Consider the following 15,914-nt stretch of genomic DNA (forward strand, 5'->3'; position numbering starts at 1 on the left):
GCGACCCGACTCCTTCATGAGAGCCAGCCGACCATGGACCAGATCAGCGCGATGCAGGCGTTTCGCCGCGTGGTAGAGAGTGGTGGTTTCAGCGCCGCTGCGGCCCTGACCGGGCAATCGCACACCGTGCTGTCGCGCCAGGTCAAGAACCTGGAGCGCCACCTCGGCACCCAGTTGCTCAGCCGCACCACGCGGCGCCTGCACGTCACCGAAGCCGGCGCACTGTGCTACCGCCATTGCGTGCAGGTGCTGGAGCAGCTCGAAGCCATGAGCCTGGAGATTTCCGAACACCAGCAGCAACCCACAGGCACCCTGCGCCTGAGCGTGGCCACGGCATTCGGTGAACTGGAGCTGGGGCGCTGGCTACCGGACTTCGTCGAGCGCTTCGACCAGTTGCAGGTGGAGCTCATCTGCACCGACCGCTTTGTGGACATGCTCGAAGAAGGGGTCGATGTGTGCCTGCGGGTGACCACCCACCTGCCCGACTCCAACCTGGTGGCCCGGCAACTGGCCGTCAGCGAAGTCGTGCTGGTAGCCGCCCCCGCGTACCTGCAGCGCTGGCCGGCCCCCATCGAACCGCACACCCTGGGCGAGCATGCGTTGCTCGGCTACAACCGCCTGGCCCAGCCGCAACGGCTGAGCCTGCAGGGGCCCGACGGGCAGCGCCTGGACGTGGCAATGCCCAGCCGGCTGAGCGCCAACTCGCCGATGGCGTTGCGTACGGCGGCCATTGCCGGCCTGGGTATCGCCAGCTTCGACCGCTTCATCGTGCATGACGCCCTGCTCGACGGGCGCCTGGTACAGGTGCTGCCCGAATGGCAGCAGCCCTCCCGGCACGTGTACGCGATGTTCCCCCAAAGCCGCTATCCGGCACCCAAGGTTCGGGCATTGGTCGAGTATGCGCGGGCGTACTACACTGAACCACGATGGGAAATCAAGATGTGATCTGTGCAAGAAGCACACAGGTTCTGGGCTGCTTCTGCCGTATTTGTGCGTTCGTTGTTTGATTAACCTTCTTTCGATTGTTCATCAGAGGGTTTCAACCATGAAAGCACTTCGAGTTACCGCCGCCGGCTTGCTGCTGGCAGCTTGCGCCACTACCGCCGTGGCTGCGGTCTGCTACTGCACCGCCCCACTCATCTCCCTGCCGAAAAATGCGCTGACCTGGAAAGTGGTACCGGGCACCAACAACAACGTCACCTACGCCAACGTGCAGGGCGACATCCTGGGCAATGGTGCCTACGAGGCCTTCGTCAGTTTCCGTCCCGGTGTGAACAATGGCTACCACACCCACACCGAGACGTTGCCGACCGTGGTGCTGAGCGGCGTGTTCTACGCCCGCATCAAGGACAAGAACGGCAAGCTGGTCGAGACCGAGTACCCGGCCGGTTCGTACTACCAGTTGCCGGCCGGGCTGGAACATGAGAGCGGTTGCAAGATGACCGCCAAGAAGGAGCCTTGCCTGCTGTTCCAGTACCAGCGCAACCACTTCGACCTGAACCCGGTGCCCCGCTAGGCGGCCTCAGAAATCGAAGAACACCGTTTCGCCTTCACCCTGGATGCGAATATCGAAACGGTAGGCCAGCTTGCCATCCACTTCGCAGCGCCGCGCGACCAAGGTCTCGCGGCGTTGTGGCTGTTCGATCAGGTTGAGCACCGGGCACTTGGCATTGGCCTGGCCCTCGTCGTCGAAGTACAGCCGCGTGTGCAGATGGATGTTGATGCCGCGGGCGAACAGGCTGACATTGATATGCGGTGCCATCGGCACGCCGGCGGCATTGGCGACCACACCGGGCTTGACCGTCTGCAGCGTCCATTCACCGGCATCGAAGGTGGTGGCGGTGCGTCCGAAGCTGTTGAACGGTTGTTCCAGGTTGAATTCGCTGTGGTACTGCCCGGCAGCGTCGGCCTGCCAGAACTCCAGGAACGAGTCGCGCACCAGGTGGCCGTTGCCGTCGTAGACGTGACCGATCAGCAGGATGTGCTCGCCGGGCGCATCGCTGCGCGCCATGCGGTTCCAGATTTCCTGGTCACGGGTCGGGTTGCCGGCCGCTTCCAGGGCCAGGCCGATGTGCACGTAGGGGCCGGCGGTCTGCGATGGGGTTTCCGGCAGCAGTTCGATAGGCATGGCGGGGCTCCTCAGCGGTTTTCGAAGTGGGTCTTGCGCTGGCCGCGCAGAACGATGTCGAAGCGGTAGGCCAGGCAGTCCATGGGGTTGGCATTGGCCATGTCGAGCCGGGCGATCAGGCTCTGTACCGCGTCCGGGTTGGCGATCGACTTGACGATCGGGCACATCGGGATCAGCGGGTCGCCTTCGAAGTACAGCTGGGTGATCAGACGCGTGGCAATCGACGGGCCGCTGATCGACACGTGGATATGCGCCGGGCGCCAGTCGTTGGAGCCGTTGCGCCACGGGTACGGGCCCGGCTTGATGGTACGGAAACTGTAGTAGCCCTCGCTGTCGGTCAGCGCACGCCCCACACCCCCGAAGTTGGGGTCCAGCGGCGCCAGATAGCGATCGTTCTTGTGGCGATAGCGGCCGCCGGCATTGGCCTGCCACATTTCGACCAGGGTGTGCGGGATCGGCTTGCCGTACTGGTCGCACACGCGCCCGGCCACAATGATGCGCTCGCCGATGGGCAGGCCGCCGTGGTTGAAGTTCAGCAGCAGGTCATTGTCGTGCTCGGCAAATTTCAGGTGGGAGAAATCCGGCCCAGTGCTTTCGCTGACGGACTGTGGAATGCTCACCAGCGCCTGGCGAGGCGAGCGCGCGACGGAGGTCTTGTAGTCGGGGGTAAGGGCTTTCGGATGCCAGTTCCGATCACGGATAACGAAACGACTGGTGTCTTGTGCAGACATGCCGTTCTCCTCTTATTGGATTTTTGGAGGCCTGTACGGGCAGGAGTGATGGGCAGTGTGGCCGAGGCATGCACCGGCGAACATTGAAAAGAATCCTTGAACCCATAACCGTATGGTTATGTCCAAAGCGCTGACGCCGCCGGGCCGGGTGGACTAATCTTTATCTTCATATTTCAAGCTTGGGAGAACGCTCATGCTCTGGCGAAAAGGCAGGCGCAGCGACAACGTGGTCGACGCTCGCGGTGAAGGCGGCGGTGGTGGTGGCATGCGCCTGGGCGGCAAGGGCCTGAGCCTGACGGCGGTGGTACTGATCGTGGGGATCGGCCTGCTGACCGGGCAGGACCCGATGCAGATCCTTGGCCAACTGAGCGGGCAGATGAGCGAACAGAGCGCGCCGGCAAGCACCGGCGAGCGCAAGGCACCACCGGCCGGCGACGAACAGGCCGAGTTCGTCGCCAGCATCCTGGGCGACACCGAGGACACCTGGCGCGCCCTGTTTGCCCAGGCCGGGCGCCAGTACAAGGACCCGACCCTCAAGCTGTTCAGCGGTCAGGTCAACTCCGCCTGTGGCTTTGCCTCGTCGGCGACCGGCCCGTTCTATTGCCCGGCCGACCAGCAGGTGTACCTGGACATGAGCTTCTTCAAGGAGATGGAAACCCGCTTCGCGGCAGCGGGCGACTTTGCCCAGGCCTACGTGATCGCCCACGAGGTCGGCCACCATGTGCAGACCCTGCTGGGGGTGTCAGCCAGGATCGACCAGGCCCGTCGCAGCGGCCAGCGCCTGCAAGGCGACAACGGCCTGCTGGTACGTCAGGAACTGCAGGCCGACTGCCTGGCCGGCGTGTGGGCCTACCAGGCACAGCAACGCCATAACTGGCTGGAGCCGGGCGATATCGAAGAGGCCCTGAACGCCGCCAACGCGATCGGCGATGACCGCCTGCAGCAGCAGAGCAAAGGCCGCGTGGTGCCCGACTCGTTCACCCACGGCACTTCCGCGCAGCGCGTGCGCTGGTTCAAGACCGGCTTCGCCAAGGGCGACCTCAACCAGTGCGACACCTTTGGCGCCAGCAGACTCTGACGCCTGTAATGGGGTGTTTGCGGCCTGGCGCAAACACCCTAAACATTTTGTTGATGGTTTTCGTCGGAATTGGAGAAAAAGCGTTTCAGCTCTGCAACATCCCGCCGATAAAGGCAGCTCACGTCAGCTGGCCTCCAAGAAAAACAACCTCCAGCGATTTAGATCAAAGAGCGCACAGAATCCTGGAGGGATCGCATGAACAGCTGGTTTGCCAATATCAGCGTCAACCTGAAACTCGCCCTGGGCTTCGGCCTGGTGCTGCTGCTGACCGGCCTGTTGGCCCTGACCGGCTGGACCAGCCTGGGCGGTCTGATCGACCGCAGCAACTGGATGAGCGACATCACCCAGCTCAACAACGAGCTCACCGAACTGCGCATCGCCCGCCTGCAGTACATGATTGCCGACGGTGACGACAAGCTCGCGCAGAATGTCCAGGCCAAGCTGGATACCTTCAAGGCCCGCCAGCAGAACCTGCTGAACACCTTCAAGAGCCCGGAGAACGTCAAGCTGCTGCGCGAACAGGCGCAGGTGGTCGCCGCCTACGAGGTGTCCCTGGCCAAGATGCGCAGCGCCTACAAGCAGGGTGGCGAAGCGCGCCGCAGCATGGGCGTTACCGCCAATGAGGCCGGTGCCCTGATGGAAACCCTGCTGGCCGACAGCCTGTCCTCTGGCCAGAGTGACAGCGAGCGCCTGGAACATCTCAAGCGCCTGACCACCGTACGCCAGCACCTGCTGCTGGCCCGCTTCGAGGTGCGCGGCTACATCGCCGACCTCACCCCGGAAACCGAACAGGTCGCCGCCCGCCAGCTCGACGCCACCCTGGCCGAAACCCGCCAGCTGGCCGCCACCGATGCTCGTGCCCGACCGCTCGAGGCCGCCACCCTGCACTACGCCGAAGCGGTGCGCAGCTTCAAGGCCGCCAACACGGCGATCGGCGAGGCGCGCAAGGAAATGACCACCCAGGGCTACGACATCGTGCGCCTGAGCGATGAGCTGTACGCCATCCAGCTGCAACGTCGCGACCTCGAAAGTGCCCAGGCGCGTACCTGGCAACTGGCAAGCACCCTGGCGGCGCTGCTGTTCGGCGTGCTGGCGGCGATCATCATCACCCGCCAGATCACCCGCCCGCTGCGCGAAACCCTGGAAGTGGTCGAGAAGATCGCCACCGGCGACCTGACCCACACCCTGCGCGTCACCCGCCGTGACGAACTGGGCGTGCTGCAACAAGGCATCCAGCGCATGGGCGAAACCCTGCGCGACCTGATCGGCGGCATCCGTGACGGCGTGACCCAGATCGCCAGCGCGGCCGAAGAGCTGTCGGCGGTCACCGAGCAGACCAACGCCGGGGTCAACAGCCAGAAGGTCGAGACCGACCAGGTGGCCACCGCCATGCACGAAATGGCGGCCACCGTGCAGGAAGTGGCGCGCAATGCCGAGCAGGCGTCCGAGGCCGCCACCGACGCCGACGGCCAGGCCCGCGCCGGTGACCAGGTGGTGGCCCAGGCCATCGCGCAGATCGAGCGCCTGGCGGTCGAGGTCAACCGCTCCACCGAGGCCATGGGCCAGTTGCAGCAGGAAAGCCAGAAGATCGGCAGCGTGATGGACGTGATCAAGTCGGTGGCCGAACAGACCAACCTGCTGGCGCTCAACGCCGCGATCGAAGCGGCACGGGCGGGTGAAGCCGGGCGTGGTTTTGCCGTGGTGGCCGATGAAGTGCGCGGCCTGGCGCAGCGCACCCAGAAGTCCACCGAGGAAATCGAGGTGCTGGTGGCGGGCCTGCAAAGCGGCACCCAGCAGGTGGCCAACGTGATGCATGGCAGCCGCAGCCTGACCGACAGCAGCGTGGAGCTGACGCGCAAGGCGGGTGCCTCGCTGGAGAACATCACCCGCGTGGTGTCGAACATCCAGTCGATGAACCAGCAGATCGCCGCGGCGGCCGAGCAGCAGAGCGCGGTGGCCGAAGAGATCAGCCGCAGCATCCTGAACGTGCGTGATGTGTCGGAGCAGACGGCGGCGGCGAGCCAGGAGACGGCGGCATCCAGCGTCGAGCTGGCGCGCCTGGGCAATCAGTTGCAGATGCTGGTCAGCCACTTCCGCGTCTGACCGCATCGGACGGCGTAGCCATCGCGGGTCAAGCCCGCTCCCACCAGGTTCAGCGAAACCTTGTGGGAGCGGACTTGGCCCGCGATGCTGTCAGCCCTTACTTGACGACCTGCCCCACCCCGCGTCCACGCGGGTCAGACGCGGTTTCCAGCGCCGAACCCGTCACCCGGATCGCCTGGATATCGCCCATCTCCCAGCCCTGGTCCTCCAGGGTGTAGCCCATCTTCTTCAGTTCCTCGGCCACCTTGCCATCGAGCGGCGCATAGGCGTCGTAGTAGATAGTGTCCTTGGGCAGCAACTGGTGGTGCACACGCTGCGCCGCCACCGCCTTCTCCAGCGGCAGGTTGTAGTCGTACAGGTTGTTGAGCACCTGGAAGATCGAGGTGAAGATCCGCGAGCCACCCGGCGTACCCAGCACCAGCGTGACCTTGCCATCGCGGGTCACCAGGCTCGGGGCCATCGACGACAGCATGCGCTTGCCCGGCTCGATGGCATTGGCATCGCCACCGACCACACCGAAGGCGTTCGCCACACCCGGCTTGGCACTGAAGTCGTCCATCTCGTCATTGAGCAGGAAGCCCGCGCCCTTCACCACCACGCCGCTGCCGTAGTCCCAGTTCAGGGTGTAGGTGTTGCTGACCGCGTTGCCCTGCTTGTCGACGATGGAGAAGTGCGTGGTCTGGTGCGGCTCCAGCCCCGGACGCACCTTGGCGGTGTCGGAGATGGCGGTCGGGTTGACCTCTTGCGCGCGCTTGGCCAGGTAGTCCTTGGCAATCAGCTGCGCCACCGGCACCTTGGAAAACGCCGGGTCGCCCAGGTAGTCGGCACGGTCGGCGAACACACGCTTCTCGATTTCCGAAAGCAGGTGGATGTAGCGTGCCGAGTTCAGCTCGACACCCTTGAAGTCGGCTGCGCGGTTTTCCTTGATGCCCAGCAACTGCGCCAGCGCGATGCCGCCCGAGCTGGGCAGCGGCGCGGTGTAGACCACGTTGCCACGCCATTCGATGCCCATCGGCTCACGCCACACGGCCTTGTAGTCTTTGAGGTCTTCCTTGCTGACCAGGCCCTTGTCGGCCTGCATCTGCGCCACCAGCAGGTCGGCGGTCTTGCCCTGGTAGAACTCGCTCACACCCTTGTCGGCAATGCGCTCCAGGGTCTGCGCCAGCTCGGGCTGCCTGAAGGTCTCGCCCACCTTCATGCTGCCGAAATAGTCGTTGAAGTTGGTGCTGTCCTTGAACAGCCCCTGGGCATCTTCGCGGTACTGGTACTGCTTGGCGGCGATCTTGAAGCCGTTCTTCGCGTAGCCCACCGCCGGGGTCAGCAGCTCGGCCCAGGGCAGCTTGCCGAACTTCTGGTGCGCCTCCCACAGGCCCATCACCGTGCCCGGCACCCCGGCGGCCCGGGCGCCCACCAGGCTGAGGTTCTCGATGATCTCGCCTTTGTCGTCCAGGTACATGTTGCGGCTGGCCGCCTTGGGCGCCACTTCACGGTAGTCGAGGAAGTAGGGTTTGCCATCCATGTACAGGGTCATGAAACCGCCGCCGCCGATGTTGCCGGCCTCGGGGTAGGTAACGGCCAGGGTGAAGGCAGTGGCCACCGCGGCGTCCACTGCGTTGCCGCCCTTCTTGAGGATGTCGGCGGCGACCTGTGCACCATATTGATCGGGCGCGGCCACCGCGCCGCCGTCCAGCGTCACGGCATAGGCTGATGAGCTGGCGACGATCGCAGCGCTCAAGGTCAGCGTTCGAAACATCAGAGTGCGCATGCGGGTTTCCTTGGTGTTGTTTTTATCGAACAACCATTAAGGCGCATGCCCAGGGATTTTTCAAATGCCGCCTGCGGTTTTCAGCAGGCGTAGATCGACAGCTTGTGCTGGATGAAATCCAGAAAGCACTGGATACGCAGGGCCAGTTGCGAGTTGCGGTAGTACACCGCGTTGATCGGCTGGCGATAGCCGCTGTTGGCCTCGGCCAGCACCAGTTGCAGGCGGCCGGCCTGGAGGTCTTCGTGGGTCATGAAGTGCGACAGGCAGGCGATGCCTTCGCCGGCCAGCGCCAGGTGGCGCAGGGTTTCGCCGCTGGAGGCGCACAGGTCGGGGCGGATCGCCAGGCGGTCGCCTTCGGTGTGGCGCAGCGGCCAGTGATTGAGGGTTTCGGTCTGGGTGAAGCCCAGCAGCGAATGCCCGGCCAGTTCCTCCACATGCCGTGGCGTACCGCGCCGCGCAAGGTACGCGGGGCTGGCCAGCACATGCAGCGGGCTGCACCCCAGCGAGCGGGCGTGCAGGCTGGAGTCGGCCAGCTCGCCGATGCGGATGGCGATATCGGTGCTCTGTTCGAGCAGGTCGATGATCAGGTCGTCGGTGTTGAGCTCCAGCTGGATATCCGGGTACAGCTGGCGGAACTCCCCCACCCAGGGCACGATGGCATGCAGCATGAACGGCGCCGCCGCATTGATGCGCAGGCGCCCGGACGGGGTCTGGCGGTGCAGGCTCAGGCGCTCTTCGAGTTCGTCCATCTGTTGCAGGATGGCCTTGGCACGCTCGAAGAAAAACCGCCCCTCTTCGGTGAGGTCCATGCGCCGCGTGGTGCGGTTGATCAGCGTGGTGCCCAGCTTGGCCTCCAGCCGCGACAGGCTGCGGCTGATGGCCGACGGGGTCTGCCCGCCCTGTTCGGCGGCGGCGGAAATAGAGCCGCACTCGATGACCGAGACGAACATCTGCAATTCATCGGACCTGGCTTTCACGGCTGTTCCCTGGTGTGGCGTTCAGCCGTGATAGATAGCCGCTTGGCGTTGCCCGCGCAACCCTTCATCAGGCGCCAGTGTGGAAAACCCGGGCCAGGTGCTGCTCGTAGCCGGCCACGGCAGCCTCGACGTTGGGGTTCTTCATCACGTCGGTGGCCAGGTAGGTCGGCAGACCGCTCATGCCCAGGAACTGGTTGGCCTTGTGGAACGGGAAGTACACCGCGTCCACGCCCTTGCCTTCGAAAAACTGCGCCGGATCGTCGAACGCTTCCTGCGGTGCGTTCCAGGTCAGCGACAGCATGTACTGCTTGCCCTGGATCAGGCCGCCGCTGCCGTACTTGCTCGACGCATCGGAGCGGGTGCGCCCGTCGCTGGCGTAGAGGCTGCCGTGGCCGGCGGTGAACACTTCGTCCAGGTACTGCTTGACGGTCCACGGCGCGCCCATCCACCAACCGGGCATCTGGTAGATGACCACGTCGGCCCAGAGGTACTTCTGCACTTCTTCGGCAACGTCGTAGCCGCCATCGATGTAGGTGCTCCTGACGTCGAAACCGGCGCGGTCGAGAAACGCCAGCGCGGCCTCGTGCAGGGTCTCGTTCAGGCGGCCATCGGAGTGGGCGAACTGCTTGCCGCCGTTGAGCAACAGGATCTTCTTCATCATCTGCCTCATGTGTGTTCGGGGCGGCCAACAGAAGGGGCGGCCCGGTGAATGTGATGGCGGCAGATTAATCAGTTCAGCGCAGCGGAAATACCCTCGCGCGGGCAAAACGCTTTTGACCAAAAAGCACGAATTCAGCGCTTATTGTTGAAATAATATTGGCTCACTTTTACAGGAGCCTCCCCATGAGCGAACCCTACGGTTTCATCCTCAAAGCCAAGACCCGCCCCGAAAAAGCCGAGGAGTTCGAGGCGCTGTTTCGCAGCTATGTAGAACCCAGCCGTGCCGAGCCCGGCTGCATCGAGTACCACATGCTGCGCGACCGGCAGGACCCGAGCCTGTTCGTGTTCTACGAAATCTGGGCCAGCAAGGCCGCACTGGATGTGCATTCGGCGCTGCCGCACATGCAGCAGTTTGCCGAGCGGCGCATGGAATACCTTGAGCGCGACTTCGACATCCAGTTGATCGAGATGCTCAGCCCGTCCTCGGCTAGCCGTTGAGCGCCAGATGGGCGCCCAGCAGCGCCAGGCCGATGAAAAAGCAGCGTTTGAACAGCACGGCACTGATGCGCTGACGCAGGCACTGGCCCAGCCACATGCCCAGCAATGCCGGTATCAGCACCACCAGCGAGGCCACCAGCGCCTCGCCGCCCAGTGCGCCCTGCCCGGCAAGACCCACGGCCAGCGCCAGGGTCGAGACGGTGAACGACAGGCCCAGCGCCTGCACCATCTGTTCACGGTGCAGGCCCAGGGCCTGCAGGTACGGTACGGCCGGTATCACGAACACCCCGGTGGCGGCGGTGATGATGCCCGTCACCAACCCGCACAGCGGGCCCAGCCAGCGCTCGTGGCGGGGGGCCAGGTGCAGGCCTGGGTGGCACAGGCCGTACAGTGCATACACCAGCAACGCCACGCCCAATGCGTGCGCCGCCCACGCGCCACTGTCGATGCCCAGCCAGACACTGCCCAGCAAGGTGCCGATGAAGATCATCAGTTGCATCGGCCAGAGCCTGCGCAGCAACGCACGCAAGTGGCCACCCGCCGCCAGCTGCCAAAGGTTGGTGACCGTCGACGGCACGATCAGCAGCGCGGCAGCCTGCGCCGGTGACATAGCCAGCCCCAGCAACCCCATGGCCACGGTGGGCAGGCCCAGGCCGATCACGCCCTTGACCGTGCCTGCCAGCACGAAGGTAAGCACAACCAGCAGCGACAGCGCCGGGCCGATAGCCTGATAGAAGCCGAATAAAGTCGTCATGGGCCCATGCTGCCCTGCCCGCACGCCCCTGAACAGTTGCCATATACTGAGCCAGACTATTGCCCAGGCAGAGGCTCATGCATTTCGATCTGATTGACCTACGACTGTTTCTGCACACCGTGGAGTGCGGCAACATCACCGCCGGCGCCCAGCGCAGCCACCTGTCGCTGCCGGCGGCCAGCGCGCGCATTCGCGCCATGGAAAGCTCGCTGGGCGTACCGCTGCTGCAGCGCAACCGGCGCGGCGTGCAACCCACGGCCGCCGGCCAGGCCCTGGTCAACCATGCGCGCCAGATCGGCCAGCAGGTGCAGCGGCTGCAATTCGACCTGGGCCAGTATGCCCAGGGGTTGCAGGGCCAGGTGCGGCTGCTGTGCAACACCGCGGCGCTGACCGAGTACCTGCCCGAACTGCTGGCGACGTTTCTGGCCCACCACCCGGCCATCGACGTGGACGTGGTCGAATTGCCCAGCCTGCGTATCGTGCAGGCGATCACCCAGGGCGAGGCCGACCTGGGCATCATCTCCAATGCCGTGGCCAGCGAGCACCTGCAGAGCGTGGCGTTTCGCGACGACCCGCTGGTGCTGATCATGGCGCCGGATCACCCGCTGGCCAGCCACCCGCACCTGCGCTTTGCCGACACCCTTGAACATGGCCATGTCGGCCTGCAGGCAGACAGCGCCCTGGCCCTGTACCTGGAGGAACAGGCCCTGCACCTGGGGCGCCGGCTGCAGGTGCGGGTACGTGCCGAAGGCTTCGACGGGGTGATACGCATGGTGGCCCATGGCGCAGGCCTGGGCATCGTGCCGCAGGCTGCCGTGCAACGCTGGCAAGGGGTACTGGCGCTGCACAGCCTGGCGCTGGACGAACCCTGGGCACAACGCCAGCTGCGCCTGTGCAGCCGCAATTTTTCGGCGCTTCCCGGGCACACGCGCACACTTCTGCAAAGCTTGTCGGCAGGCGCTATTGCCCCGGCAGGGACAATCCACCCACAATCGCCTTCGCGCACCGCTATGTAACAAGACAATGCCGTGCCTACGAGCCGTAAAGGGAGTTTTCCGTGCCGTCGATCTACCAGTTGAAACCGCGCTTCCAGGCGCTGCTGCGCCCTATGGTCAAGCGTCTGTACGAGCGCGGCATAACTGCCAACCAGGTGACGGTCGCCGCCGCGGCGGTCAGTGTGGCGCTCGGCCTGCTGCTGGCCGCCGCACCGCACATCACCTGGCTGTTCGCCCTGGTGCCGGCCTGGATGCTGCTGCGCATGGCGCTCAACGCCATCGACGGCATGCTCGCCCGGGAATTCGGCCAGCAGTCACGCCTGGGCGCCTACCTCAACGAGCTGTGCGACGTGGTCGCCGACAGCGCACTGTACCTGCCCTTCGCCCTGCTGCCGGGCGTGTCGCCGGCGCTGGTGGTGATCGTGGTGCTGGCCGCGCTGGTGAGCGAATACGCCGGGGTGATGGGCCCGCTGGTAGGCGCCGAACGCCGTTATGACGGCCCGATGGGCAAGAGCGACCGTGCCTTCGTGTTCGGTGTGCTCGGTGCCGGCGTGGCCACCGGCCTGCTGAGCGCAGCGTGGCTCAACGGCGTGTTGCTGGTGGTGCTGCTGCTGTCGCTTCATACCCTCTACAACCGGGTGAGCCGAGGCCTGGCGCAACCCCGCTGAAGCCCTCCGAGCCAGATAAGGATATTTGCCATGCGCACCGCGCAATCCCTGCATTTCACCACCCATGACGGCGTAGAGCTGCATTACCGCCACTGGCCGGCCAACCGCCAGCCCGGCCAGCCGCGCCGCGCCGTGGTGCTGTTCCACCGTGGCCACGAACACGGCGGGCGCATGGCCCACCTGGTGGATGAACTCGACCTGCCCGGCCATGACTTCTTCGCCTGGGACGCCCGTGGCCATGGCGAGTCGCCCGGGGCCCGTGGCGACAGCCCGAGCTTCGCGTGCAGCGTGCGCGATGTGCAGACCTTCATCGAGCACATCGCCCGCGAGCATGCCATCGACGAACAGGACATGGCGGTGCTGGCGCAAAGCGTCGGCGCCGTGCTGATCGCAACCTGGGCGCATGACTATGCGCCGAAGGTGCGCTGCCTGGTGCTCGCCTCGCCGGCCTTCAAGGTCAAGCTGTACGTGCCGTTCGCCCGCCCGGGGCTCAAGCTGATGCGCGCCTGGCGCGGCAACTTCTTCGTCAACAGCTACGTCAAGCCGCGCCTGCTCAGCCACGACCCCGAGCGCATCGCCTCGTATGAAAACGACCCACTGATCAGCCGGCCGATTTCGGTGAACATGCTGCTTGGGCTGTACGAAGCTGCCGATCGCGTGGTGGCCGATGCCCAGGCGATCCAGGTGCCGACCCAATTGCTGATTTCCGGCGCCGACTTCGTGGTCAAGCGCCAGCCGCAGGAGCAGTTCTTCGAGCGCCTGGGAAGCGTGCACAAGGAAAAGCACGTGCTGCCCGGCTTCTTCCACGACACCCTCGGCGAGCGTGATCGCGGGCATGCGCTGGCGCGTATCCGGCGTTTCGTGGAGCACTGCTTCAGTGTGGCGCCCCAGCGCCCGTCGCTGCTCGATGCCGACCAGCTCGGCGCCAGCTGCGCCGAGGCCGAAAGTCTGGCCGCGCCGCTGCCACGCAACTCGCCGGCCGACCTGTACTGGCGCGCAACCCGCGCCGGCCTGCGCCTGGGCAAGGGCCTGTCGAGCGGGGTCAAGCTGGGCTTCGACACCGGTTTCGATTCGGGCAGCACGCTGGACTACGTCTACCGCAACCAGGCCACCGGCAAGGGCAAGCTGGGCCGCATGATCGACCGCAACTACCTCGACGCCATCGGCTGGAAGGGCATCCGCCAGCGCAAGCTGCATGTGGAAGAGCTGTTGCGCCTGGCCATCGAGCGCCTGCGCGAACAAGGCGCACCGGTGCATATCGTCGACATCGCCGCCGGCCATGGCCGCTACATTCTCGAAGCCCTGCAGGGCCTGGAGCAGCGCCCGGATTCGATCCTGCTGCGCGACTACAGCGAGCTCAACGTGCGCGAAGGCACGGCGCTGATCGAACACAAAGGCCTGGCCGACATCGCCCGCTTCGTGCAGGGCGATGCCTTCGATGCGCAGAGCCTGGCCACCCTTGAACCGCGTCCGAGCCTGGCGGTGGTATCGGGGCTGTATGAACTGTTCGCCAGCAATCAGATGGTCGGCGACTCGCTGGGTGGCCTGGCCCAGGCCGTGGCGCCGGGCGGCTACCTGGTGTACACCGGCCAGCCGTGGCACCCGCAGCTGGAGATGATCGCCCGCGCCCTGACCAGCCACCGCGCCGGTCAGGCCTGGGTGATGCGTCGGCGCAGCCAGGTGGAGATGGACCAGCTGGTGGAAGCGGCAGGCTTTCGCAAGGTGTGCCAGCGCATCGACGAGTGGGGCATCTTCAGCGTCAGCCTGGCCCAGCGAGTTGCTGAATGAGCACAGTGCGCGAGCCGGGCCTGATCCAGCGCGGCGTGCTCTGGCTGCTGTTGCTCGGGCCGCTGTTCTTCTTGAGCTATGGCCTGAGCAACACCTTCACCGCCGGGCGCAGCGACGTCGGCAGCCTGGTGTTCGCCTGGGAAAGCAGCATCCCGCTGTGGCCGTGGACCATCCTGCCGTACTGGTCCATCGACCTGCTGTACGGGTTGTCCTTCCTGCTGCCGCTCAGCCGCCTGGAGATGGACCGGCATGCCTTGCGCCTGCTGAGCGCACAGTTGATCTGCATCGCCGGCTTTCTGCTGTGGCCGCTGCGCTTCACCTTCGAGCGCCCTGAACTGCAGGGCGTGTTCGGCTGGCTGTTCGATGTGCTGATGGGCTTCGACAAGCCGTTCAACCAGGCCCCTTCGCTGCACATCGCGCTGCTGGTGATCATCTGGGCGATGTTCGCCCGGCACACCCGTGGGCGGCTGGTGCGCTGGCTGCTGCATGGCTGGATGGGGTTGATCGGTTTGTCGGTGCTGACCACCTGGCAGCACCACTTCATCGACGTGCCCAGTGGCGCAGTGGCAGGCGCGCTGTGTGTATGGCTGTGGCCCGTGGAGGGCCGGCCGGTACTGGGCAGCCTGCAGCCGACCCGTGACCGCCGGCGCTGGCGCCTGGCCGCGTACTACGCGCTGGGCAGCGCCGTGCTGGGTGGGCTGGCGCTGTATGCCGGCGGTATCGCCCTGTTGCTGCTGTGGCCCGCCCTCGCACTGCTGATGGTGGCGCTCAACTATGCCGTGTTGGGCGCCGAGGGCTTTCAAAAAGGCCCGAGCGGCCAGTTGTCGTATGCCGCGCGCTGGCTGCTGGCGCCGTACCTGATCGGCGCCTGGCTCAATTCGCGTTGGTGTACGCGCCGCCATCCACAGGCCGACGAGGTGTGCGAGGGGGTGTACCTGGGGCGGGTGCCTGCACGAGGTCAGGCGGCATCGTTTGCCGCGGTGGTCGACCTGTGTGCAGAACTGCCGGCGGCACACACGCCGGGCCAGGCCTATTGCAGCCTGCCCTGCCTGGACCTGGTGGTGCCCAGTGCCGAACGTTGCCGCGAGGCGGCCCAGGCCATCGAGCGACTGCGCCAGCAGGGCCCGCTACTGGTGTGCTGCGCCTTGGGTTACTCGCGCAGTGCCTGCGCCGTGGCCGCCTGGCTGGTACTCGGCGGGCGCTGCCAGAACGCGCAGCAGGCCCAGCAACTGATCGCCCAGGCCCGCCCCGGGGTCGTGCTGCACCCGGCGCACCGCCAGGTGATCGACAGCCTGCCGGCGGGGGGCGGCCTGTGAGTAGCCAGACCCACCTGGCGCTGGTGGCCAGCCTGTTGCGGCGCGGGCGCCAGGTGGAACGCCTGTCGGACGGCATCAGCCTGCTGGCGCTGGCCTATGGCCTGGCGCCACTTGCCGGCGCGCCGGCCCCTGTGATTGGCGCCCTGTTGTGCGTACTGCTGCTGGCAGCCGGCCTGCTGCAAAAATACTGGGGCATGCGTGTTGCGCTGGACGCCGAGCTGTTCGCGCACCTGGCCACCCAGGCCGCAACCTTGTCGCCAACTACCCGCGTGCTGGACCAGGCGCTGTTCGACCTGGGCCTCAAGCCCGCCCCGGTCGACGACCGCGACTGGCAGGCGCGCAGCCGGGCCGCACTGCGCCTGATGCGCCAGCAACTGCTGTGCCTTGGCGTGCAGGTACTGCTGGCGATTGCCGGCATACTGTGCCTGCCCTGGCTTTCTCTCGTCGGATAAG

General features: G+C 65.6%; 16 protein-coding genes. 10 read left to right on the forward strand and 6 right to left on the reverse strand.

Going from position 1 to position 15,914, the window contains the following annotated elements; all coding sequences use genetic code 11:
* The first annotated feature begins 33 nt into the window (after window positions 1–33).
* On the forward strand, window positions 34–945 hold the full coding sequence (locus DN387_RS23675; RefSeq protein ID WP_054916555.1) for a LysR family transcriptional regulator: 912 nt from the start codon (window positions 34–36) through the stop codon (window positions 943–945).
* Window positions 946–1,045: 100 nt separating this feature from the next.
* Window positions 1,046–1,516, forward strand: a complete 471-nt coding sequence (locus DN387_RS23680; protein WP_054916554.1) for a hypothetical protein — start codon at window positions 1,046–1,048, stop codon at window positions 1,514–1,516.
* Between the two features lie 6 nt (window positions 1,517–1,522).
* On the opposite strand, the gene pcaG is transcribed toward DN387_RS23680, so the two are convergent.
* Window positions 1,523–2,128, reverse strand: a complete 606-nt coding sequence (gene pcaG, locus DN387_RS23685; RefSeq protein WP_043860697.1) for a protocatechuate 3,4-dioxygenase subunit alpha — start codon at window positions 2,126–2,128, stop codon at window positions 1,523–1,525.
* Between the two features lie 11 nt (window positions 2,129–2,139).
* Complete coding sequence (pcaH, locus tag DN387_RS23690) at window positions 2,140–2,859, reverse strand: protocatechuate 3,4-dioxygenase subunit beta (protein WP_054916553.1); 720 nt, start codon at window positions 2,857–2,859, stop codon at window positions 2,140–2,142.
* A 193-nt stretch (window positions 2,860–3,052) separates the two neighbouring features.
* On the opposite strand from pcaH, the gene DN387_RS23695 reads away from it, so the two are divergent.
* The gene (locus tag DN387_RS23695; RefSeq protein WP_043860699.1) at window positions 3,053–3,937 is read left to right on the forward strand and encodes a neutral zinc metallopeptidase; all 885 of its coding nucleotides are present in this window, start codon (window positions 3,053–3,055) and stop codon (window positions 3,935–3,937) included.
* A 195-nt stretch (window positions 3,938–4,132) separates the two neighbouring features.
* The gene (locus tag DN387_RS23700; RefSeq protein WP_043860700.1) at window positions 4,133–6,040 is read left to right on the forward strand and encodes a methyl-accepting chemotaxis protein; all 1,908 of its coding nucleotides are present in this window, start codon (window positions 4,133–4,135) and stop codon (window positions 6,038–6,040) included.
* A gap of 97 nt (window positions 6,041–6,137) precedes the next feature.
* Here the strand turns inward: DN387_RS23700 and ggt are convergent, their stop codons facing one another.
* The 3 genes from ggt to DN387_RS23715 all read right to left on the reverse strand — a co-directional run bounded on the left by ggt (window position 6,138) and on the right by DN387_RS23715 (window position 9,440).
* Entirely contained in the window at window positions 6,138–7,805 is a 1,668-nt protein-coding gene (gene ggt, locus DN387_RS23705; RefSeq protein WP_043860701.1) for a gamma-glutamyltransferase, read from the reverse strand.
* An 80-nt stretch (window positions 7,806–7,885) separates the two neighbouring features.
* Window positions 7,886–8,782 carry a LysR family transcriptional regulator gene (locus DN387_RS23710; protein ID WP_054916552.1) on the reverse strand — a complete coding sequence of 299 codons (897 nt, stop codon included), beginning with the start codon at window positions 8,780–8,782 and terminating at the stop codon, window positions 7,886–7,888.
* A 67-nt stretch (window positions 8,783–8,849) separates the two neighbouring features.
* Complete coding sequence (locus tag DN387_RS23715) at window positions 8,850–9,440, reverse strand: NAD(P)H-dependent oxidoreductase (RefSeq protein ID WP_054916551.1); 591 nt, start codon at window positions 9,438–9,440, stop codon at window positions 8,850–8,852.
* 185 nt (window positions 9,441–9,625) lie between these two features.
* Here DN387_RS23715 and DN387_RS23720 point away from each other — a divergent pair, with 185 nt between their 5' ends.
* The gene (locus DN387_RS23720; RefSeq protein WP_043860704.1) at window positions 9,626–9,940 is read left to right on the forward strand and encodes a putative quinol monooxygenase; all 315 of its coding nucleotides are present in this window, start codon (window positions 9,626–9,628) and stop codon (window positions 9,938–9,940) included.
* Here the strand turns inward: DN387_RS23720 and DN387_RS23725 are convergent.
* On the reverse strand, window positions 9,930–10,694 hold the full coding sequence (locus DN387_RS23725; protein WP_054916550.1) for a sulfite exporter TauE/SafE family protein: 765 nt from the start codon (window positions 10,692–10,694) through the stop codon (window positions 9,930–9,932). The genes DN387_RS23720 and DN387_RS23725 overlap by 11 nt on opposite strands.
* A gap of 77 nt (window positions 10,695–10,771) precedes the next feature.
* Here DN387_RS23725 and DN387_RS23730 point away from each other — a divergent pair, with 77 nt between their 5' ends.
* The 5 genes from DN387_RS23730 to DN387_RS23750 are packed head-to-tail and all read left to right on the forward strand — an operon-like array spanning window position 10,772 to window position 15,913.
* Window positions 10,772–11,710 (forward strand): LysR family transcriptional regulator, encoded by a 939-nt coding sequence (locus DN387_RS23730; protein ID WP_054916549.1) that lies wholly within the window; start codon window positions 10,772–10,774, stop codon window positions 11,708–11,710.
* A gap of 41 nt (window positions 11,711–11,751) precedes the next feature.
* Window positions 11,752–12,357: a CDP-alcohol phosphatidyltransferase family protein gene (locus DN387_RS23735; protein ID WP_054916548.1), complete on the forward strand. Its 606-nt coding sequence runs from the start codon at window positions 11,752–11,754 to the stop codon at window positions 12,355–12,357.
* 30 nt (window positions 12,358–12,387) lie between these two features.
* Window positions 12,388–14,145 carry a bifunctional alpha/beta hydrolase/class I SAM-dependent methyltransferase gene (locus tag DN387_RS23740; protein ID WP_043860708.1) on the forward strand — a complete coding sequence of 586 codons (1,758 nt, stop codon included), beginning with the start codon at window positions 12,388–12,390 and terminating at the stop codon, window positions 14,143–14,145.
* Window positions 14,142–15,461 carry a phosphatase PAP2/dual specificity phosphatase family protein gene (locus DN387_RS23745; protein ID WP_054916547.1) on the forward strand — a complete coding sequence of 440 codons (1,320 nt, stop codon included), beginning with the start codon at window positions 14,142–14,144 and terminating at the stop codon, window positions 15,459–15,461. Before DN387_RS23740 ends, DN387_RS23745 begins: the two co-directional genes overlap by 4 nt.
* Window positions 15,458–15,913, forward strand: a complete 456-nt coding sequence (locus tag DN387_RS23750) for a hypothetical protein (RefSeq protein ID WP_043860710.1) — start codon at window positions 15,458–15,460, stop codon at window positions 15,911–15,913. Before DN387_RS23745 ends, DN387_RS23750 begins: the two co-directional genes overlap by 4 nt.
* Window position 15,914 lies beyond the last annotated feature (1 nt).

It is taken from the genome of Pseudomonas sp. FBF18, from assembly GCF_024261405.1.
In the GTDB taxonomy this organism is placed as follows: domain Bacteria; phylum Pseudomonadota; class Gammaproteobacteria; order Pseudomonadales; family Pseudomonadaceae; genus Aquipseudomonas; species Aquipseudomonas palmensis.

What these genes read in the sequence shown, in the direction of transcription:
- DN387_RS23680 (WP_054916554.1), top strand. Translation starts at nt 1,046, where the DNA reads ATGAAAGCACTTCGAGTTACCGCCGCCGGCTTGCTGCTGGCAGCTTGC.
- DN387_RS23675 (WP_054916555.1), top strand. Translation starts at nt 34, where the DNA reads ATGGACCAGATCAGCGCGATGCAGGCGTTTCGCCGCGTGGTAGAGAGT.
- DN387_RS23700 (WP_043860700.1), top strand. Translation starts at nt 4,133, where the DNA reads ATGAACAGCTGGTTTGCCAATATCAGCGTCAACCTGAAACTCGCCCTG.
- DN387_RS23720 (WP_043860704.1), top strand. Translation starts at nt 9,626, where the DNA reads ATGAGCGAACCCTACGGTTTCATCCTCAAAGCCAAGACCCGCCCCGAA.
- pcaG (WP_043860697.1), bottom strand. Translation starts at nt 2,128, where the DNA reads ATGCCTATCGAACTGCTGCCGGAAACCCCATCGCAGACCGCCGGCCCC.
- DN387_RS23695 (WP_043860699.1), top strand. Translation starts at nt 3,053, where the DNA reads ATGCTCTGGCGAAAAGGCAGGCGCAGCGACAACGTGGTCGACGCTCGC.
- ggt (WP_043860701.1), bottom strand. Translation starts at nt 7,805, where the DNA reads ATGCGCACTCTGATGTTTCGAACGCTGACCTTGAGCGCTGCGATCGTC.
- DN387_RS23740 (WP_043860708.1), top strand. Translation starts at nt 12,388, where the DNA reads ATGCGCACCGCGCAATCCCTGCATTTCACCACCCATGACGGCGTAGAG.
- DN387_RS23715 (WP_054916551.1), bottom strand. Translation starts at nt 9,440, where the DNA reads ATGAAGAAGATCCTGTTGCTCAACGGCGGCAAGCAGTTCGCCCACTCC.
- pcaH (WP_054916553.1), bottom strand. Translation starts at nt 2,859, where the DNA reads ATGTCTGCACAAGACACCAGTCGTTTCGTTATCCGTGATCGGAACTGG.
- DN387_RS23745 (WP_054916547.1), top strand. Translation starts at nt 14,142, where the DNA reads ATGAGCACAGTGCGCGAGCCGGGCCTGATCCAGCGCGGCGTGCTCTGG.
- DN387_RS23725 (WP_054916550.1), bottom strand. Translation starts at nt 10,694, where the DNA reads ATGACGACTTTATTCGGCTTCTATCAGGCTATCGGCCCGGCGCTGTCG.
- DN387_RS23730 (WP_054916549.1), top strand. Translation starts at nt 10,772, where the DNA reads ATGCATTTCGATCTGATTGACCTACGACTGTTTCTGCACACCGTGGAG.